The 16914-nt window shown below is 70.8% G+C and carries 13 protein-coding genes; 7 read left to right on the top strand and 6 right to left on the bottom strand.

The window, feature by feature from the left end; genetic code table 11:
- Window positions 1-413 precede the first annotated feature (413 nt).
- Window positions 414-764 carry a hypothetical protein gene (locus tag JIX55_RS13300; protein WP_257563510.1) on the top strand — a complete coding sequence of 117 codons (351 nt, stop codon included), beginning with the start codon at window positions 414-416 and terminating at the stop codon, window positions 762-764.
- A gap of 201 nt (window positions 765-965) precedes the next feature.
- On the opposite strand, the gene JIX55_RS13295 is transcribed toward JIX55_RS13300, so the two are convergent.
- Window positions 966-1616 carry an MBL fold metallo-hydrolase gene (locus JIX55_RS13295; RefSeq protein ID WP_257563509.1) on the bottom strand — a complete coding sequence of 217 codons (651 nt, stop codon included), beginning with the start codon at window positions 1614-1616 and terminating at the stop codon, window positions 966-968.
- 36 nt (window positions 1617-1652) lie between these two features.
- Window positions 1653-2366 carry a maleylpyruvate isomerase family mycothiol-dependent enzyme gene (locus JIX55_RS13290; RefSeq protein WP_257563508.1) on the bottom strand — a complete coding sequence of 238 codons (714 nt, stop codon included), beginning with the start codon at window positions 2364-2366 and terminating at the stop codon, window positions 1653-1655.
- A 225-nt stretch (window positions 2367-2591) separates the two neighbouring features.
- Between JIX55_RS13290 and uvrA the strand changes: the two genes are divergently transcribed.
- A complete protein-coding gene (uvrA, locus tag JIX55_RS13285; RefSeq protein ID WP_257563507.1) occupies window positions 2592-5660 on the top strand; it encodes an excinuclease ABC subunit UvrA in 3069 nt (1022 codons plus the stop codon).
- 170 nt (window positions 5661-5830) lie between these two features.
- Here uvrA and JIX55_RS13280 read toward each other — a convergent pair whose 3' ends face one another.
- Window positions 5831-6403, bottom strand: a complete 573-nt coding sequence (locus JIX55_RS13280) for a YceI family protein (protein ID WP_257563506.1) — start codon at window positions 6401-6403, stop codon at window positions 5831-5833.
- 100 nt (window positions 6404-6503) lie between these two features.
- Here JIX55_RS13280 and JIX55_RS13275 point away from each other — a divergent pair, with 100 nt between their 5' ends.
- Window positions 6504-7358 carry a helix-turn-helix domain-containing protein gene (locus tag JIX55_RS13275; protein ID WP_257563505.1) on the top strand — a complete coding sequence of 285 codons (855 nt, stop codon included), beginning with the start codon at window positions 6504-6506 and terminating at the stop codon, window positions 7356-7358.
- A gap of 87 nt (window positions 7359-7445) precedes the next feature.
- Here the strand turns inward: JIX55_RS13275 and JIX55_RS13270 are convergent, their stop codons facing one another.
- The 3 genes from JIX55_RS13270 to JIX55_RS13260 all read right to left on the bottom strand — a co-directional run bounded on the left by JIX55_RS13270 (window position 7446) and on the right by JIX55_RS13260 (window position 10108).
- Window positions 7446-8357: a carbohydrate kinase family protein gene (locus JIX55_RS13270; protein WP_257563504.1), complete on the bottom strand. Its 912-nt coding sequence runs from the start codon at window positions 8355-8357 to the stop codon at window positions 7446-7448.
- Between the two features lie 177 nt (window positions 8358-8534).
- Window positions 8535-9527 (bottom strand): hypothetical protein, encoded by a 993-nt coding sequence (locus JIX55_RS13265; RefSeq protein WP_257563503.1) that lies wholly within the window; start codon window positions 9525-9527, stop codon window positions 8535-8537.
- Window positions 9528-9733: 206 nt separating this feature from the next.
- Window positions 9734-10108 carry a response regulator gene (locus tag JIX55_RS13260; RefSeq protein WP_257563502.1) on the bottom strand — a complete coding sequence of 125 codons (375 nt, stop codon included), beginning with the start codon at window positions 10106-10108 and terminating at the stop codon, window positions 9734-9736.
- 204 nt (window positions 10109-10312) lie between these two features.
- On the opposite strand from JIX55_RS13260, the gene JIX55_RS13255 reads away from it, so the two are divergent.
- The 4 genes from JIX55_RS13255 (at window position 10313) to JIX55_RS13240 (ending at window position 16901) form a co-directional block, all read left to right on the top strand.
- Entirely contained in the window at window positions 10313-11701 is a 1389-nt protein-coding gene (locus tag JIX55_RS13255; protein ID WP_257563501.1) for an ABC transporter substrate-binding protein, read from the top strand.
- On the top strand, window positions 11698-13095 hold the full coding sequence (locus JIX55_RS13250; protein ID WP_257563500.1) for an ABC transporter substrate-binding protein: 1398 nt from the start codon (window positions 11698-11700) through the stop codon (window positions 13093-13095). Before JIX55_RS13255 ends, JIX55_RS13250 begins: the two co-directional genes overlap by 4 nt.
- Before the next feature lie 135 nt (window positions 13096-13230).
- Complete coding sequence (locus JIX55_RS13245; protein WP_257569320.1) at window positions 13231-15912, top strand: PAS domain S-box protein; 2682 nt, start codon at window positions 13231-13233, stop codon at window positions 15910-15912.
- 317 nt (window positions 15913-16229) lie between these two features.
- The gene (locus tag JIX55_RS13240) at window positions 16230-16901 is read left to right on the top strand and encodes a response regulator (RefSeq protein WP_257563499.1); all 672 of its coding nucleotides are present in this window, start codon (window positions 16230-16232) and stop codon (window positions 16899-16901) included.
- Window positions 16902-16914 lie beyond the last annotated feature (13 nt).

Genomic DNA, 16914 nt, shown 5'->3' with positions numbered 1-16914 from the left:
GGAATCTCCATGCATCATCCCACGCACGACCGCGACGACGAGAAGCCGAGCCGCCGGGAAGTCCTGGCGACCCGGACGCGGCGCACGCTCGTCCCGTCCTGTGGTTCCAGCACCGCCTTTGATCCGCGGCGCCTAGGACTGGGCACCCGATGGCGGCCGACCCCCAGTGCGCGGACGAACTTGGGAGTTGGGGACAACGGGACGAAGACCGGCGGCAGTGGCCTTGCGTAGATAACGGGGCCGTTTCGCAGCACCCTCGGCCGGTCGTAGTCGCGGCTCAGCATGCGCGGCACCTCAGATAACGGGCCATTACCCGTGGCAGTCCGCCACGGAGCGCACAAGCGCCAGTTTTCGTTCCAATGTTCCTCGTCCCCCACAACCGACCCCACCCGATCGAGTACTGAGGAGTCTTCGTGAGCAACTTACCTGCGGGCGTTACCGGCGCCATCGGCCACGCCCTAGCGTTCAACCTGCGCCACTACGGCCAGCAGTTCGGCACGGACGATCTGCGCTTCACCGACCTCTACGTGGACGTGATCAAGGCGCTGAAGTGGGTGCACTCCGTGGACCCGGCGATGGCCGTACGCGTTGCCCGGCACGCTCTCCAGGACGCGGCCGACGAGGGCGACAAGCTGCCCGTGCCGCTGAAAGACTCGGCGCTCTGCTTACGGCACTCCTTGACGCAGTCCAGCGTGCCGTACGGGAAGTGGTCGGAAGACCAGGCGGACGCGTTCGTGACCGCTGTCCTCCTGGATATCAACTGACGTCGGTACCGCCCTCCTGAGCAGCGAAGGGCCCGCTGGCCACCGTGGCCAGCGGGCCCTTCGTCGTCCAGTATCAGCATGTGGAATGACTTCTGATCGGCCTGGGCCACGACCCCGATTAGTACTGGTTACAGCTGCCCGAGGGCCCGCCACACCCTCAAGAGGTCCCACCGGTAACGTTGACCCGCCGATGCCGCCGATCTACCAGCCCCGCTCGCGCCACTGGCCGAGGTGAGGCCGCTCAGTCCCGAGCGTAGTGTCGTTGCCGTGGCCGGGGTAGATCCAGGTCTCGTCCGGGAGTACGAAGACCTTCGCCTCCAGGCCCGACATCAACGACTCGAAGTCCTCGGGACGTGTTGTCCGCCCGGGACCGCCCGGGAAGAGGCAGTCGCCGGTGAACACATGTGGATGCCCGTGCGGGTCGTCGTAGACCAGGGCGATCGAACCCGGCGTGTGGCCCACCAGATGGCGCGCGGTCAGTTCCACGCGCCCCACCCGGATCGTGTCCCCGTCGTCGACGGACACATCGGTCGCCACGGGGATGCCCTCGGCGTCGTCCCGGCCCGCGTATGTACGGGCGCCGGTGGCCGCCACGACCTCGGCGAGGGCCTGCCAGTGGTCGCCGTGCTGATGCGTGGTGACGACGGACGCGATCCCGTCGTCGCCGATCAGGGTGAGCAGCGTGCCGGCGTCGTTGGCGGCGTCGATCAGCAGCTGCTCGTCGGTGGCCCGGCAGCGCAGCAGATACGCGTTGTTGTCCATCGGGCCGACCGCGACCTTGGAGATCATCAGATCCGGAAGCTCGTGCACATCCGCAGGGCCGCCGACCTTCACCGCTCCGCTGTACGTCATGGTCGTCAGTCTAGGGCGCGGGGGGACGCGCGGCCGCTACAGCGGGGGAAGCGCCGGAAGGAGGCCGCCCTCGACGTGCAGGGCTGCCCCGTCGCGGCGTCCGGCGAGCCAGCCGAGGAGGTCGGCCCGGCTGCCGCCGACCGTGAGCCGATGGCCGCTTTCGAGCTGTGCCGGGGCGACGGACCCGACGTCGCCGGTGGGGATCAGGCGCCCGTCGTCCTGCTTGATCATCAGTGCCGGAACCCCGGGGTGGCCGCGGAACCGGTCGGCCAGGAAGTTGATCTCGCGCTGCGTGAATTCCTGCGGCAGATCCTCCAGCTCGTACCCGATCCCCAGGTCCACGTGATGGATCTCCACCTCGATCCAGCGCCGGAAGGGCACCCGGGACGCGGAGTCGGTGACGCCGTTGCGCAGCTCGACGGTGCGGGACCAGTCCGCGGAGGCCGAGGCGGCGTCCTGGAAACGGTTCGCGCTCTCCCGTACGTCGGCGAGCTGCGCCTCCAGGGGCCGGGGCGCGTCCCGCTCGATGTCAGCGTCCCGGGCGCCCTCGGAGACGTACATGGAGCGCCCTTCGAGGACGTTCACGAGGGCGTCCGCGTTGCGGGCGAGATGGGCGAGGATGTGACCGCGGGTCCAGCCCGGCAGCCGTGACGGCTCGGTCACAGCGGCGTTGTCCAGTGCGGCGGCTGCGCTGAGGAGCCGGTCCGTCGCTTCACGTACAGAGGCCAGGTCACGTGCGTGATCCATCATGACGCCGACCCTAGCCCCGCCCACACCTTCGGGTGAAGGTGTCCGGCCGCGCCCGCAAATCGAATGCACGTGCTATATGGTCGGGTGCGGCGTCGGGCATGCTGGAGAGCCCGGGATTGTTGTGGAACGGGGAAACAGGACCGGCGCTGTCAGTGGCTCCCCCTAGTCTGTGGAAGACGGGGGCTCCGGCCCCTGTCACCTCACTCAAGAAAGGTGCGGACCGGCGTGGCCGACCGTCTCATCGTCCGTGGCGCGCGCGAGCACAACCTGAAGAACGTCTCGCTCGACCTGCCACGCGACTCGCTCATCGTCTTCACGGGCCTGTCGGGGTCGGGCAAGTCCTCGCTGGCCTTCGACACGATCTTCGCCGAGGGGCAGCGCCGGTACGTCGAGTCGCTCTCGTCCTACGCCCGCCAGTTCCTCGGGCAGATGGACAAGCCGGACGTCGACTTCATCGAGGGTCTGTCCCCGGCGGTCTCCATCGACCAGAAGTCGACCTCGCGCAACCCGCGCTCGACGGTCGGCACCATCACCGAGGTCTACGACTACCTGCGGCTGCTCTTCGCGCGCATCGGCAAGCCGCACTGCCCCCAGTGCAGCCGCCCGATCACACGCCAGTCGCCGCAGGCCATCGTCGACCGTGTCCTGGAGCTGCCGGAGGGGAGCCGCTTCCAGGTCCTTTCGCCGCTGGTGCGTGAGCGCAAGGGCGAGTTCGTCGACCTCTTCGCGGACCTCCAGACCAAGGGTTACAGCCGTGCGCGGGTGGACGGCGAGACCGTCCAGCTCTCCAACCCGCCCACCCTGAAGAAGCAGGAGAAGCACACCATCGAGGTGGTCGTCGACCGCCTCACGGTGAAGGACACCGCCAAGCGCCGCCTCACCGACTCCGTGGAGACCGCGCTCGGTCTCTCCGGCGGCATGGTCGTGCTCGACTTCGTCGACCTCCCCGAGGACGACCCCGAGCGCGAGCGCATGTTCTCGGAGCACCTGTACTGCCCCTATGACGACCTGTCCTTCGAGGAGCTGGAGCCCCGCTCCTTCTCCTTCAACTCGCCCTTCGGCGCCTGCCCCGACTGCAGCGGCATCGGTACGCGCATGGAGGTCGACCCCGAGCTGATCATCCCGGACGAGGACAAGTCGCTCGACGAGGGTGCCATCCACCCCTGGTCGCACGGACACACCAAGGACTACTTCGGCCGCCTCATCGGAGCCCTCGCCGACGCGTTGGGATTCCGGACCGACATCCCCTTCGCCGGTCTCCCGCAGCGCGCGAGGAAGGCCCTGCTGTACGGCCACAAGACGCAGATCGAGGTCCGCTACCGCAACCGGTACGGGCGCGAGCGCGTCTACACCACGGCCTTCGAGGGCGCCGTCCCCTTCGTGAAGCGGCGGCACAGCGAGGCCGAGAGCGACGCCAGCCGTGAGCGCTTCGAGGGCTATATGCGCGAGGTGCCCTGCCCCACCTGTGAGGGCACCCGCCTGAAGCCGATCGTCCTCGCGGTCACGATCATGGAGAAGTCGATCGCCGAGGTCTCCGCCATGTCCATCAGTGACTGCGCGGACTTCCTGGGCGAGCTGAAGCTCAACGCCCGCGACAAGAAGATCGCCGAGCGGGTGCTGAAGGAGGTCAACGAACGGCTGCGGTTCCTCGTCGACGTGGGCCTGGACTACCTCTCGCTGAACCGCGCGGCCGGCACGCTCTCCGGCGGCGAGGCCCAGCGCATCCGCCTGGCCACCCAGATCGGCTCCGGCCTCGTCGGCGTCCTGTACGTCCTCGACGAGCCCTCCATCGGTCTGCACCAGCGCGACAACCACCGGCTCATCGAGACCCTGGTCCGGCTGCGCGACATGGGCAACACGCTCATCGTCGTCGAGCACGACGAGGACACCATCAAGATGGCCGACTGGATCGTCGACATCGGCCCCGGTGCCGGCGAGCACGGCGGCAAGGTCGTGCACAGCGGTTCCCTGAAGGAGCTGCTCGACAACGCGGAGTCGCAGACCGGGCAGTACCTGTCCGGCAAGAAGGCCATCCCGCTGCCCGACATCCGCCGCCCGCTCGACCCGACCCGGCAGCTGACGGTGCACGGCGCCCGGGAGAACAACCTCCAGGACATCGACGTGTCCTTCCCGCTGGGCGTCTTCACGGCCGTCACCGGAGTCTCCGGCTCCGGCAAGTCCACGCTGGTCAACGACATCCTGTACACGCACCTGGCCCGCGAGCTGAACGGTGCGAGGAACGTACCGGGGCGGCACACGCGCGTGGACGGCGACGACCTCGTCGACAAGGTCGTGCACGTCGACCAGTCGCCCATCGGCCGCACCCCTCGTTCCAACCCGGCGACGTACACCGGCGTCTTCGACCACGTCCGCAAGCTGTTCGCCGAGACCACCGAGGCGAAGGTCCGCGGCTATCTGCCCGGCCGCTTCTCCTTCAACGTCAAGGGCGGCCGCTGCGAGAACTGCGCGGGCGACGGCACCATCAAGATCGAGATGAACTTCCTGCCGGACGTCTACGTCCCGTGCGAGGTCTGCCACGGTGCCCGGTACAACCGGGAAACGCTGGACGTCCACTACAAGGGCAAGTCCATCGCCGATGTGCTGAACATGCCGATCGAGGAGGCCACGGCCTTCTTCGAGGCCGTGCCCGCGATCGCCCGCCACCTCAACACGCTGAAGGACGTCGGCCTCGGCTACGTCCGGCTCGGCCAGTCCGCGACCACCCTCTCCGGCGGTGAGGCACAGCGCGTCAAGCTCGCCAGCGAGCTGCAGCGCCGCTCCACGGGACGCACGGTGTACGTCCTGGACGAGCCGACCACCGGTCTGCACTTCGAGGACATCAGCAAGCTGCTCACCGTGCTGTCCGGCCTGGTCGACAAGGGCAACACGGTCATCGTCATCGAGCACAACCTCGACGTCATCAAGACCGCCGACTGGGTCGTCGACATGGGCCCCGAGGGCGGCGCCGGCGGCGGCCTCGTCATCGCGGAGGGCACGCCCGAGGAGGTCGCCGGGGTTCCGGCCAGCCACACGGGCAAGTTCCTGCGCGAGATCCTCGGCGCCGACCGGATCAGCGACGCCGCCTCGGTGAAGGCCCCGCGCGGGACGGCGGCCAGGAAGACGGTCGCCGCCAAGTCGACGGCGAAGAAGACGGCGACGGCCCGGACGACCACGGCGGCCAAGACCACGGCGGCCAAGACCACGGCGGCCAGGACCACGGCGGCCAAGAAGGCGGCCGCCGCCACGAAGGAGGCGGCACCCGCGAAGAAGACCACGCGGGCGCGCAAAGCCTGAGAGTCGGCCGGCAGGGCCTGAGAGCCGATCAGGATGATCCGACACGGGATCGGCAAGTTCTGAGGCGTCAGAGCAACAGGTCGTGGCAAGTCCAGAAAAATACGGCGGCCCGCGGGAACTCCCCGCGGGCCGCCGCACGTTCCATCATCAGCCGCCCTGGCCCTGCACGATCAGCCCTCCTGGCCGACGGGTTCGACGAACTGCATGTCCAGTTGCACCTTGACAACATCACCGAGAAAACCGGCCCCGAAGTCCAGCCCGTAGTCGCTGCGCCGGATCTCGCCCGTCGCCTCGAACCCGGCGTGCCTCCGATCGTCCCCGGGGGAGTCCACCACCCCGCCGAACTCGACGGCGAGCGTCACCGGGCGGGTCACGTCCCCGATGGTCAAGTCCCCTTCCATCGACCACTCCTCGCCCGCCCCGCGCACCCGCGTCGAGCGGAACGCCATCGTCGGGCGTTTCTCGACATCGAGCAGATCCGCCGAGCGCGTGTGCGCGTCACGATCGGCGTTGCCGGTGTTGAGGGAGGCCAGCGCGATCTCCGCGCTCACCCGCACGTCGTCGACCGTCACACCGGCGTGCAACTCGGCCGTGAACCGCTCGAACCGGCCCCGTACCTTGGCGATCCCGAGGTGCCGGATCGTGAAGTTGACGGCCGAGTGCAGCGGGTCGAGTTCCCACTCGCCGGGGGACAGGGGCAGAGCGGTGGTGGTCGGCGTGTGCGAGGCGTTGTCCTGAGTCATGCCTCCACCATCCGGCGTTCCGCGCCTGGCAGGGAGGCCGGGATGATGGTGGTAGTACGAGGGCCACCCTCAGCGGCGGCACACCCTGTACGTTCGACGGGTGAGCGACAACGAGTTGGCCGCCTTCCTACGTGGCCGCCGCGAGGCCATCACCCCCGCCGAGGTGGGGCTGCCCACCGGTCCCCGCCGCCGCGCACCCGGCCTGCGCCGGGCCGAACTGGCCACCCTCGCCGGGATCAGCGTCGAGTACCTCACCCGGCTGGAACAGGGCCGCGACCGCAACCCCTCGCCCCAGGTGCTCGGCGCCCTCGCAGACGCTCTGCGCCTGCGCGTGCCGGACCGGATCCTGCTGCGCCGACTGGCCAAGGAGAGCGGCGACGACAAGGCGCTCTGCTCGGCGGCCAACCCGCCGGTCCGCACCGTACGCCCCACCGTGCGGGCCCTTCTCGACCGCCTGGAGCCCACCCCGGCCGTGCTGCTCAACTGGCTCGGCGACATCGTGGCGTACACCTCGGGCTACGAGCGGTTCGCCCGCCCGCTCGGTCTGCTCGACGGCGACCCGCCCAACGTCATGCGGTATCTGTTCACCGACGCACGGGCCCGCGCGGTGTACCCCGGGTGGGAGCGGCTCGCCGACGAGCAGGTCGCCCATCTGCGCCACGAGGCCCCCCTGCACGACCCGCATGTCGTCGCCCTGGCCGACGAGTTGACGGTCACCGCGGGAGCCCGGTTCACCCTGCGGCTGAAGGCCGTACCGGCCATGCCGCTGCGCAACGGCACGGATCTCGTCGAGCACCCGGAAGCGGGCCGGCTGCGCCTGTCGTACGAGACGCTCGCCCTGCCGGACGACGGCCAGCGCCTCATGGTCCACCTCCCGGCCGACGAGGCCACGGCCATCGCACTCGACCACCTCAACGGCCGCAAGCCGGGCGCCCTCCGCGCGGTCAGCGGCTGACTCGGGGACTCACCCAGGGCGCGCCGCTTGGCGCGCGGGCCGAGGCCGCCGCCGACCGGCCTGGCCGGGACGCCCGTGTGCGGCGGCCTAGACCTCGCCCACCTCTGCCACGTACGGCGGTTCCGCGCCCGCTCGGGAGCAGGTGATCGCCGCCGCGCGGGCGGCGAAGCGCAGCAGCCGGGTCCAGTCGTCGGCGCCGAGGGCCGCGAGGGCTGTGCCGGAGAGGGCGTCCCAGGTCGACAAGCCGTGGAGGAGGGCCGCGTTGACCGTGTCGCCGGCGCCGATGGTGTCGACGACGTCGACCTTCTCACCCGGTACGGAATGCTCCGCACCGGTGCGGGTGAAGACGGTCAGGCCGTCGCCGCCATGGGTGATCACGACGGCCGAGGGGCCGGAGTCCAGCCACAGGCGTGGGGTGCCGCCCAGCCACTCCGCGTCCTCCTCGGAGAGCTTGAGCAGCGACACCGAGGGCAGCCAGCTCTTGAAGCGGGCCCGGTAGGCGTCCGCGTCGGGGATCAGGCCCGGCCGGATGTTCGGGTCGAGAGCGGTGAACACGCCCTGGGCGGCGGTGGTGTGCATCAGCTCCTCGTAGGAGCTCGCGCCCGGTTCCAGGACGAGTGAGCAGGTGCCGAAGGACACGGCCCGGGTGCCCTCGGGGAGCCGCTCGGGTGCCTCGAACAGGCGGTCGGCGCTCCCCTCGACGTAGAAGGAGTACCGGGCCGAGCCGCCCTCGCCGATCGAGGCCACGGCGAGAGTCGTCGGCTCGGGGCCGCGCTGTACGGAGGCCACATCCACGCCCGCGTCACGCAGGCCGTCCAGGAGGGCCTCGCCGTAGGCGTCGTACGACACCCGGGAGCAGAAGGCGGTGGGGGAGCCGAGGCGGCCGAGCGCCACGGCCGTGTTGTAGGGGCCGCCCCCGCGCGCCGGCCGCAGATCCACGAGCGCGCCCGCGCCCCGGGGGACCAGGTCGATCAGGGCTTCACCGGCGACGACGATCACGAGACAGGTCCTTTCTCGGGGGCTCTCGGCCGGAAGGTATCCCAAACGCTCGCGTACCGCGACGGGCTGCCACCTCGATGGCGACCCGCCCTCCCCGCCTGCTCACCTTTCGCGGGCCCGCCGCGGCGGCGTTGTTCCTGCCGCATGCCCCTCAGCCGCTGTCCTGTCCCCGGCCGTTCACTCCCAGTCCCACCCGATCCCGACGATCCCCGTCCGCACCCGTGGCTCGACGAGGTGGACCGAGCGGTGCAGGCCGCTCAGCGGGAGGGACTGCCTGTCGCTGCGGGGGGCGGCCGCCGAGTGCTGGCTGAAGCGGTGGCAGCGTATCGGCAGGGCCCGTTCGTCGAAGCGCACCTGGAGGGCGTACTGGCCGCCCGCAGAGCGGAAGCCGCGGACGTACTCGGTGCAGGCACCGGCCGTGCCGTCGTCGAAGCCGTAGCGGAAGAGGAACGTGTCGCCACTGTGGAGCCGAGTGCCGAAGAGGAGCTCGGCGACGAGGACACCGGTGTCGCGGTCCCAACGCACCCGCCCCCTGCGGCAGTTCTCCAGCGCGCGGACGCCCATCCGCTCCGGTGCGCAACCCGGGTCGCCGTGGTGGACGGCCACATAGCGGTCCACGCCGTCCTTGTGGGCGCGCACGATGTGCTGGGACTCGCGGCCCAGCAATTCCCGGCAGGCGCCGACGCGCACCCGCTCGTGATGGCCGACGGTGTGCACTCCGCTGTCGAGCGGCACCTCCAACTCGCTGAGGAGCCGTTCGAGGACGCCGGAGGCCTCCACGACGGACCGGTACGAGCGGCCGGCGGGGCGTTCCGGGACGGAGTGCTCGTCGGCCTGGGCGAGCAGCCGGATCAGCGACTCGTCCGGGAGCTGGAGGATCTCCTCCAGGGCCCGCACGGCCCGCAGCGACTCGGGGCGCTGCGGACGCCGGGCGCCCTGCTGCCAGTAACTGAGGCTGGTGACACCGACCTTGACCCCGTAGCGCGACAGATGGTGCTGCACGCGCTGCAGTGGCAGCCCGCGGGCGGCGATCGCGGCGCGCAGCGCGACATGGAAGGGGCCTCCCCGCAGGACCGACTCCAACTCCGCCGTGGCGACGTCCGTGACCGCCGTGACCGCCGAAACGTCCGCGACATCCGCGACGTCCGCGTGCTCTGTGGCGTGCCGCATGCAGGGGCCTTTCTGTAGAGGAGTACGCGACGGCTGGTCGGACCGCGCAGGCCGATGGGGCGCCCGGAGGACGCTCGGAGGCGGCCGTCCGCCTTCACATCCGTACGACGGCGTTCCTCGTCCCGAGTTCCCCCGCATTGAAGCGTGTTGACCAAGTCCCGACAACACCTGGTGCGTGACATGGCCGGACACCACCGCCAAGATCCTCAATGCCCCGGGGACCCGTGATCCGGCTCCAGCAGGTCCCGCAGCGCCTGTCCCGAGAGCTTCGACTTGTGAAGAAAACCCCGGGCGGGACTGGCGGCGACGAGTTCCTGGACGTCGTCCAGGGGGTGCGTGGAGGTGAGGATGATGACGGACGAGGCGGTGCGCGCGAGCCTCGGCGCGAGTTCCACTCCGCTCTCGCCGTTGAGGTCGATGTCCAACAGGACGAGATCGGGGGCCAGTTCCACGGCCCGTGCCAGCGCCTCCGTGCCCGTGGAGGCCACGCCGACGACGTGGATCCCGTCGCGCTCCAGCAGTGTGCGGGCAGTCTCCAGGAACTGGGCACTGTCATCGACGATGAGACAGCGCATGGACATGGTCACAGCCTCCCAAGATGGTCATGGGCACACATTCCGGCTAGCGGGTAAGTGTCGGCGTAGCCGGATTCCGGTGAGCGGGAATGTGCTGAAGTCCTTTGCCGAATCAACGGGTTCACTCTCACCCAGGGAATCGAACACAACACGTGGAGTAGCATGTCGCTGCCCTGGGGGCCGTGTCGTCCGGTCGAGTGGGGGTGTGCGATGAGAAAGCCGCGCCGGGACCTCGGAAGAAGCCGTGTCCGCCGTGCCCTGCTGTCGGGCGTGGCGGTCGCCGCGCTGCTGTTGTCCGGATGCAGCGCGGGCGGCAAAGACAGCCGGGCGGGCCGGGGGGACAAGGCGACGGGCGACACGACCTGCGACGGGAAGATCGAGGGCACGGCCCACATCACGATGTGGTTCCACGCGGGGCAGAGCGGTGAGCAGACCACGCTGAGCAGCCAGGTCAAGGAGTTCAACAGGGCCCAGCGGCAGGTGCGGGTCGAACTGGTCACCCTGCCCGAGCAGCGCCCGTACACCGAACTCGTCCTGTCCGCGGCGGCCAGCGGCGACCTGCCGGACCTCCTCGACTTCGACGGCCCGAACCTCTACAGCTACGCCTGGTCCGGCACCCTCAAGCCGATCGACTCCTGCGTGCCCGCGAAGACCCGGGGCGATCTGCTCCCCTCCATCCGCCGGCAGGGCACGTACGACGGGCGGCTGTGGGGTGTGGGCACGTTCGATTCCGGACTCGGCCTGTACGTACGGCCGTCGGTGCTCAAGGAGGCGGGGGTGCGCGTGCCGAAGGGCGTCGACGACGCCTGGACCGCCGACGAGCTGACGAAGATCCTGCGCAAGCTGCGCGCGGCGGGCTACCAGGCGCCGCTGGACCTGAACTTCGCCGACTCCAAGCTCGCCGACGAGTGGAACACGTACGCCTTCGCGCCGGCCGTGTGGTCGGCCGGCGGCGACCTCATCGACCCCGAGGAGTTCCGCACGGCCGACGGGTTCCTCAACGGCCCGGAGTCCGTCGGGGCGCTCACCACCATGCAGAACTGGGTCGAGGAGGGATATGTCGACAAGGGAGACGACAAGAGCGCGTTCGTGAAGGGCCGCAGCCCCATCTCCTGGATGGGGCACTGGAGGTACGGCGAGTTCAGCGAGGCGCACCCCGGGGACGTGGCCATCGTGCCGCTGCCCGACTTCGGCACGGGGACCGTCACCGGCATGGGTTCCTGGCAGTGGGGCATTCCCTCCGGGGGCGCCGACGGCGACGCGGTGTGGCGTTTCCTGGAGTACCTGTTGCAGCCGGAGCAGGTGGTCAGGATGAGCGAGGCCAACGGCGCCATTCCGGCGACGGAGCGAGCGGTGAGCCTCTCGCCGCTGTACGACGAGGACGGCGCGGAGCGGCTGTTCATCGATCAGCTGCGCAGCGGGGTCGCCCGGCCCAGGCCGCAGACACCGGCATATCCGGCGGTCACCGTCGCCTTCTCGCACGCGGTCGCCGACATCGTGTTCGCGGGAGCGCCCGCGAAGAAGACGCTGGACGAGGCGGTCGAGGCCATCGACCAGGATCTCGCCGCCCACGACGGTTATCCGAAGAGCGGACCATGACCCACGCCGCGGGACCCCGGCCAAGCACTCCGACCGGCCAGCCCGGCACTTCGAGGACACCCGGCCGTGCCCTGTCGGCGCTTCTGCTGTGTATGGCCCTGCTCCTTGCGGGCTGCGACGCGGGCGGGGACGGCGGCGAGGGCACCCGGCGGAGGTCCGACGCGACCTGCGACGGGCGGATCGACGCCCCCGCGCAGATCACCATGTGGTTCCACGCGCCGGCCGCGCACGGCGAACTGGAGGCCGTGCGCGCCCAGGTGCAGGCGTTCAACACCTCCCAGAACGATGTGAAGGTCCGTCTCGTCCGCCTCCCGGAGGGCGACTACGACGACCTGGTCCGCACGGCGGCAGCCGACGGCGAACTGCCCGACCTGCTCGACTTCGACGCCCCGAAACTGTTCAACCACGCCTGGGCGGGCGACCTCCGGCCGATCGACTCCTGCGTACCCGAGGCCCTGCGCGCGGACCTGCTCCCCTCCGTCCTCGAACAGGGCACCTACCGGGGCAGGCTGTGGGGCCTCGGCACATTCGACTCCGGACTCGGCCTGTACGTACGGCCGTCGGTGCTCAAGAAGGCGGGCGTGCGCATCCCGAAGGGCATCGGCGACGCCTGGACCGCCGACGAGTTCACCGGCATCCTGAAGAAGCTGCGCACCCTGGGCTACGAGAGGCCGCTGGACCTCCAGCTGCGGTGGGCCGACACCGAATGGGGAACGTACGCGTTCGCGCCTGCCGTGTGGTCGGCGGGCGGCGACCTGATCGAACGCTCCACCTATCGAACGGCCGACGGAGTACTCAACGGGCCGAAGTCGGTCGAGGCGCTGACGACGCTGCAGGGCTGGGCGAAGGCGGGATACGTGGACGCGAACGAGGACTCCGGGGCCTTCCAGAAGGGCAGGAGCCCCGTGTCCTGGAACGGCCACTGGTGGTACCAACGCTACGCCGAGGCCCACCCGGGCGACGTCGCGATCGTGCCGCTGCCCGACTTCGGCACCGGCACCGCCACCGGGATGGGCTCCTGGCAGTGGGGCATCCCCGCGGGCACGGCCGACGGCGACGCCGTCTGGCGCTTCCTGGCCTTCCTGCTGCGCCCCGACGAGATCCTGCGCATGACCGACGTCAACGGCGGGATACCCGCCACCGGCACCGCCGTAGAACGCACCGAGGCGTTCGCCGAGGCCGGCCCCGGGCGGCTCTACATAGAACAACTGCGCGACGGGGCCGCCCGCCCCCGGCCGCAGACCCCCGCCTACCCGGCGATCACCGAGGCCTTCGCCCGGGCGTTCGCGAAGATCATGCGGGGAGCGGCCGTGCAGCCCACCCTGGACGAGGCGGTGCGTGCCGTCGACAAGGACCTGGCGGACCACAGCCACTACCCGCCGACCGGACCGTGAGGCCCGGCCGTGCTCCGCCCACCGTCCCGCGGACGTGTCCCCGCCTCCCGCCCCACCGCGGCGCGAGTCCGCCGTCGCGCCGCGACCGTGGGCACCGTCCCGTTCCTGGCCCGGCTGCGCGTCGGCCCCAAGCTGATGCTGCTCGTCCTGCTGCCGGTCACCGTCCTGCTGGCCTTCACGGCCTTCGCCACCGTGACCCAGTGGGAGGAGGCGCGGACCCTGCGCGACTTCGACGCCGCGATCAAGGTGTCGTTCGCGACCGGCGAGGTCGCAGGAGCCGTCGCACGCGAGCGGATCGCCGCGGTCGAGGCCCGGCTCAGCGCCGGACCGGACACCCTGCGTGGCCGGTCGGAAGCCCAGCGGACCGCCGACGACGCGCTGCGGCGGGCCTTCGACGAAGCCGTCGGCCGGCCGGAGTCCGACGTCGCCGGGGTCCTCGACGCCGTACGCCGGCAACTGCACGCACTCCGGGTCCAGACGGGCACCGGCTCGCTGGACGCGCAGGTCGTGGCCCAGCGGTACGAGGTCATAGAGAACACCCTCCTCGACGTCGTCGCCGCCCTCGAATCCGGGCGCCCCACCAGGGCCGCGGGCCGCGCGGCCGACGCCCACATCGCGATGCTGCGGGCCATCGCCGCCGCCGAGAGCGAGCGGGCGGAACTCGCCATCCTGTTCCACGCGCCCGCCGAGGGGCGCGCGACCGCGGTCGCGGGCCGCTGGACCGAACTGGAGAAGGCCCAGCTGAGGGCGTTCCGGCAGACCACCTCGGACGAGCTGAAGGCCGAACTGCACACCACGATCTTCCAGGCCCCCGGACGCGAGGTCCGCAAGGCCCGCGACATGCTCGCCGACACCGCCCCCCGGCCCGCCGACTGGCCCTCGTACGACAGTTGGCTGTCCGACTCCGAGAAGTACGTCGACGCGCTGCGCGGTATCCAGGACCGGGCCGCCCGGGAGCTGGCCGTGACCGCCGAGCGCGACCTGCGCACCACCCGGGCCCAGGCCTTCACCGAACTGGCCGTCTCCCTCGGCGTCCTGGGCCTCGTCACCCTCCTCGCGCTGGCCCTGCGCCGCTCGATCACCCGCCCCCTCGGGCAGGTCTCCGAGGGCGCCCGCGCCCTGTCCGACGGCGACCTCTCGTACGACATCCGCTACGCGGGACGCGACGAACTCGGGGACGTCGCCGACACGTTCCGCGAGCTGCGGGTGACCAGCGAGCGGCTGGCCGACGAGATCCGGGCCATGAACACGGCGATCGACGCGGGCCGGCTCGAACACCGGGCCGACGTCGACTCCTTCGACGGCACCTGGGCCCAGCTGCTGGGCGGCATGAACGGCACGATGGCCTCCTTCGCCGCCGCCCACGGCCGGCGCAGAAGGGCCGAGCAGGAGCTGGAGGGCATCTTCAACCTCTCCCTGGACCTGCTGTGCATCAGCAGCGTCGACGGCTACTTCCTGCGGGTCAACCCGGCCTTCGAACGCACCCTCGGCTACCCGATCGAGACGCTGACCTCCCGGCCGTTCGTGGAGTTCGTCCACGAGGAGGACCGGGAGAGCACCCGGGAGGCCGTCGCGCTGCTGGCGAGCGGCGCCGAGGTCGCCGAGTTCGAGAACCGGTACGTCCGCGCCGACGGCACCGAGTGCTGGCTGCAGTGGAGCGCCCGGCCCGTCCCCGAGGAAGGGCTCATCTACGCCGCCGCCCGCGATGTCACGGAGAGCCGCCGGGCCTCGCTCGAACAGGCGGCGCTGCGCCGGGTCGCCACCGCGGTCGCGCGCGGGGTGCCGCCGTCCGAGGTGTTCACGAAGGTGGCGGAGGAAGTGGGGTCCCTGCTGGGCACGTCCTCGGCCGTACTGCGGTACGAGCCCGACGGCGGCGCCACGGTCCTCGGGATCGCGCACGCGCGGGTCGACGCGACCGCCGAGGCCGCCCGCATGACACGCCGTGAGGCGGGGCGGAAGGCGATCGAGGAGGTGGCACGGACCGGGGCCGCGGCCCGGTCGGGCACCTCCGTGGGCGCCCCCATCGTCGTCGACGGCCGGCTGTGGGGGGTCGTGATGGCGGCCTCGCTCCTCGACCCGCTGCCCGACGGCACCGAGTCCCGGCTCGCCGACTTCACCGAACTGATCGCCACCGCGATCGCCAACGCCGACAGCCGCGACCAGCTGACCGCCTCACGCGCGCGCGTGGTGGCCGCCGGGGACGCCTCCCGGCGCCGTATCGAACGCGATCTGCACGACGGCGTCCAGCAACGCCTGGTCTCCCTCCAGCTGGAGCTGCGGATGACGGAGACCCTGGTGACGGACCGCTCCTCGGAACTCGCCCAGCAGCTGGACCACCTGGGCAAGGGTCTCGACGACGCCTTCCAGGACCTGCTTCAGGTGGCCCGGGGCATCCACCCGTCCGTCCTCTCCAGGGGCGGCCTGGGCCCCGCCCTGCGCGCCCTGGCCCGCCGTTCCGCGATCCCCGTGGAACTCGACCTCGCCCTCGCCGGCGCCCGCTTCCCAGAACAGGTCGAGGTGGCCGCGTACTACGTCACCTCCGAGTGCCTCACCAACGCCGTCAAACACGCGCGCGCGAGCGTGGTGACCGTGGCGGCCGAGGAACGCTCGGGCGTGCTGGAGCTGGTCATCCGCGACGACGGCGTCGGGGGAGCGGAACCGGACAAGGGGTCGGGGCTCATCGGGCTCATCGACCGGGTGGAGGCGATCGGCGGCCGGCTGACCGTGGCCAGCCCGCCGGGCGGCGGTACGACGCTGAGTGTGCGGCTGCCGGTGACACCGCCCGCGGCGGACGTGGACGTCCTGCCGCTTGGCTGACCGCCCGGATCGTACGCGGGTGAGGCCCGTTCAAGGGGGGAGTCCGGGACTCGGTACGGGCGTACGTTCCGGGCGGTCGGTTCGGACGGCGGAGACGGCCGTCCGGCTCTGGGGCAGGCGGACGATCCGCCGCCTCTCGTCCGAGACGGCCGGTCACCCCGTGACTGCACTGTTTCGAGCATGGCGCGCAAACGTTCCGGTGTCGTCATGGCCCGCCCCCAACTAGGCTTCCGGCTAGCCGTAAGACCCATGTTCAGGCAGGCTGTTGGGATAAACGGGATAAACGGGATAGGTCGGGCAAGGGGGAGGCCGAGACCATGGAGGCCGATCAGCATCCGGTGCGCGGACGAGTGGTGCTCGCGGACGACGACGTGCTGCTGCGGGAGGGGCTGGCGAGCCTCTGCGAGCGCGTCGGTTACGACGTGGTGGGCCAGGCCGGGGACGCCGGCGGGCTCATGGAGCTCGTCGAGACGGAGCTTCCGGACATCGCGATCATCGACATCCGGATGCCGCCGACGCAGTCCACGGAGGGGCTGAAGGCGGCCGGCGTCATCCGGGAGCGGTATCCGTCGGTCGGGATCCTGGTCCTGTCGGCGTTCGTCGAGGTCGAGGACGCGTTGGAGTTGCTGGCCGGCGGGCGCAGCATCGGTTATCTGCTCAAGAGCCGGATCACTGTCGTCGACGAGTTCCTGGAGACCCTTGATCGCATCCGCCGGGGCGGTTCCGTGGTCGATCCGTCGCTGGTGCAGGAGCTGGTCGCCGCGCAGCGCCGTGACGATCCGCTGTCCATGCTCAGCAATCGGGAGCGCGAAGTCCTCGGCCTGATGGCCGAGGGGCGGTCCAACGCGGGGATCGGCAGACGGCTGTGGGTCACCGAGGGGACCGTGGAGAAGCATGTGCGGAGCATCCTGGGGAAACTGCGGTTGCCGGAGGAGCCGGACGACCATCGGCGGGTCTTGGCTGTGCTGACCTTCTTGGAGACGCGCTAGAGCCGCGGCACCA

The sequence above is a fragment of the Streptomyces sp. DSM 40750 genome (assembly GCF_024612035.1).
Classification (GTDB): Bacteria; Actinomycetota; Actinomycetes; order Streptomycetales; family Streptomycetaceae; genus Streptomyces.
The sequence above is the reverse complement of the archived record's forward strand: the minus strand, read 5'-3'. Positions and strand labels throughout refer to the sequence as shown.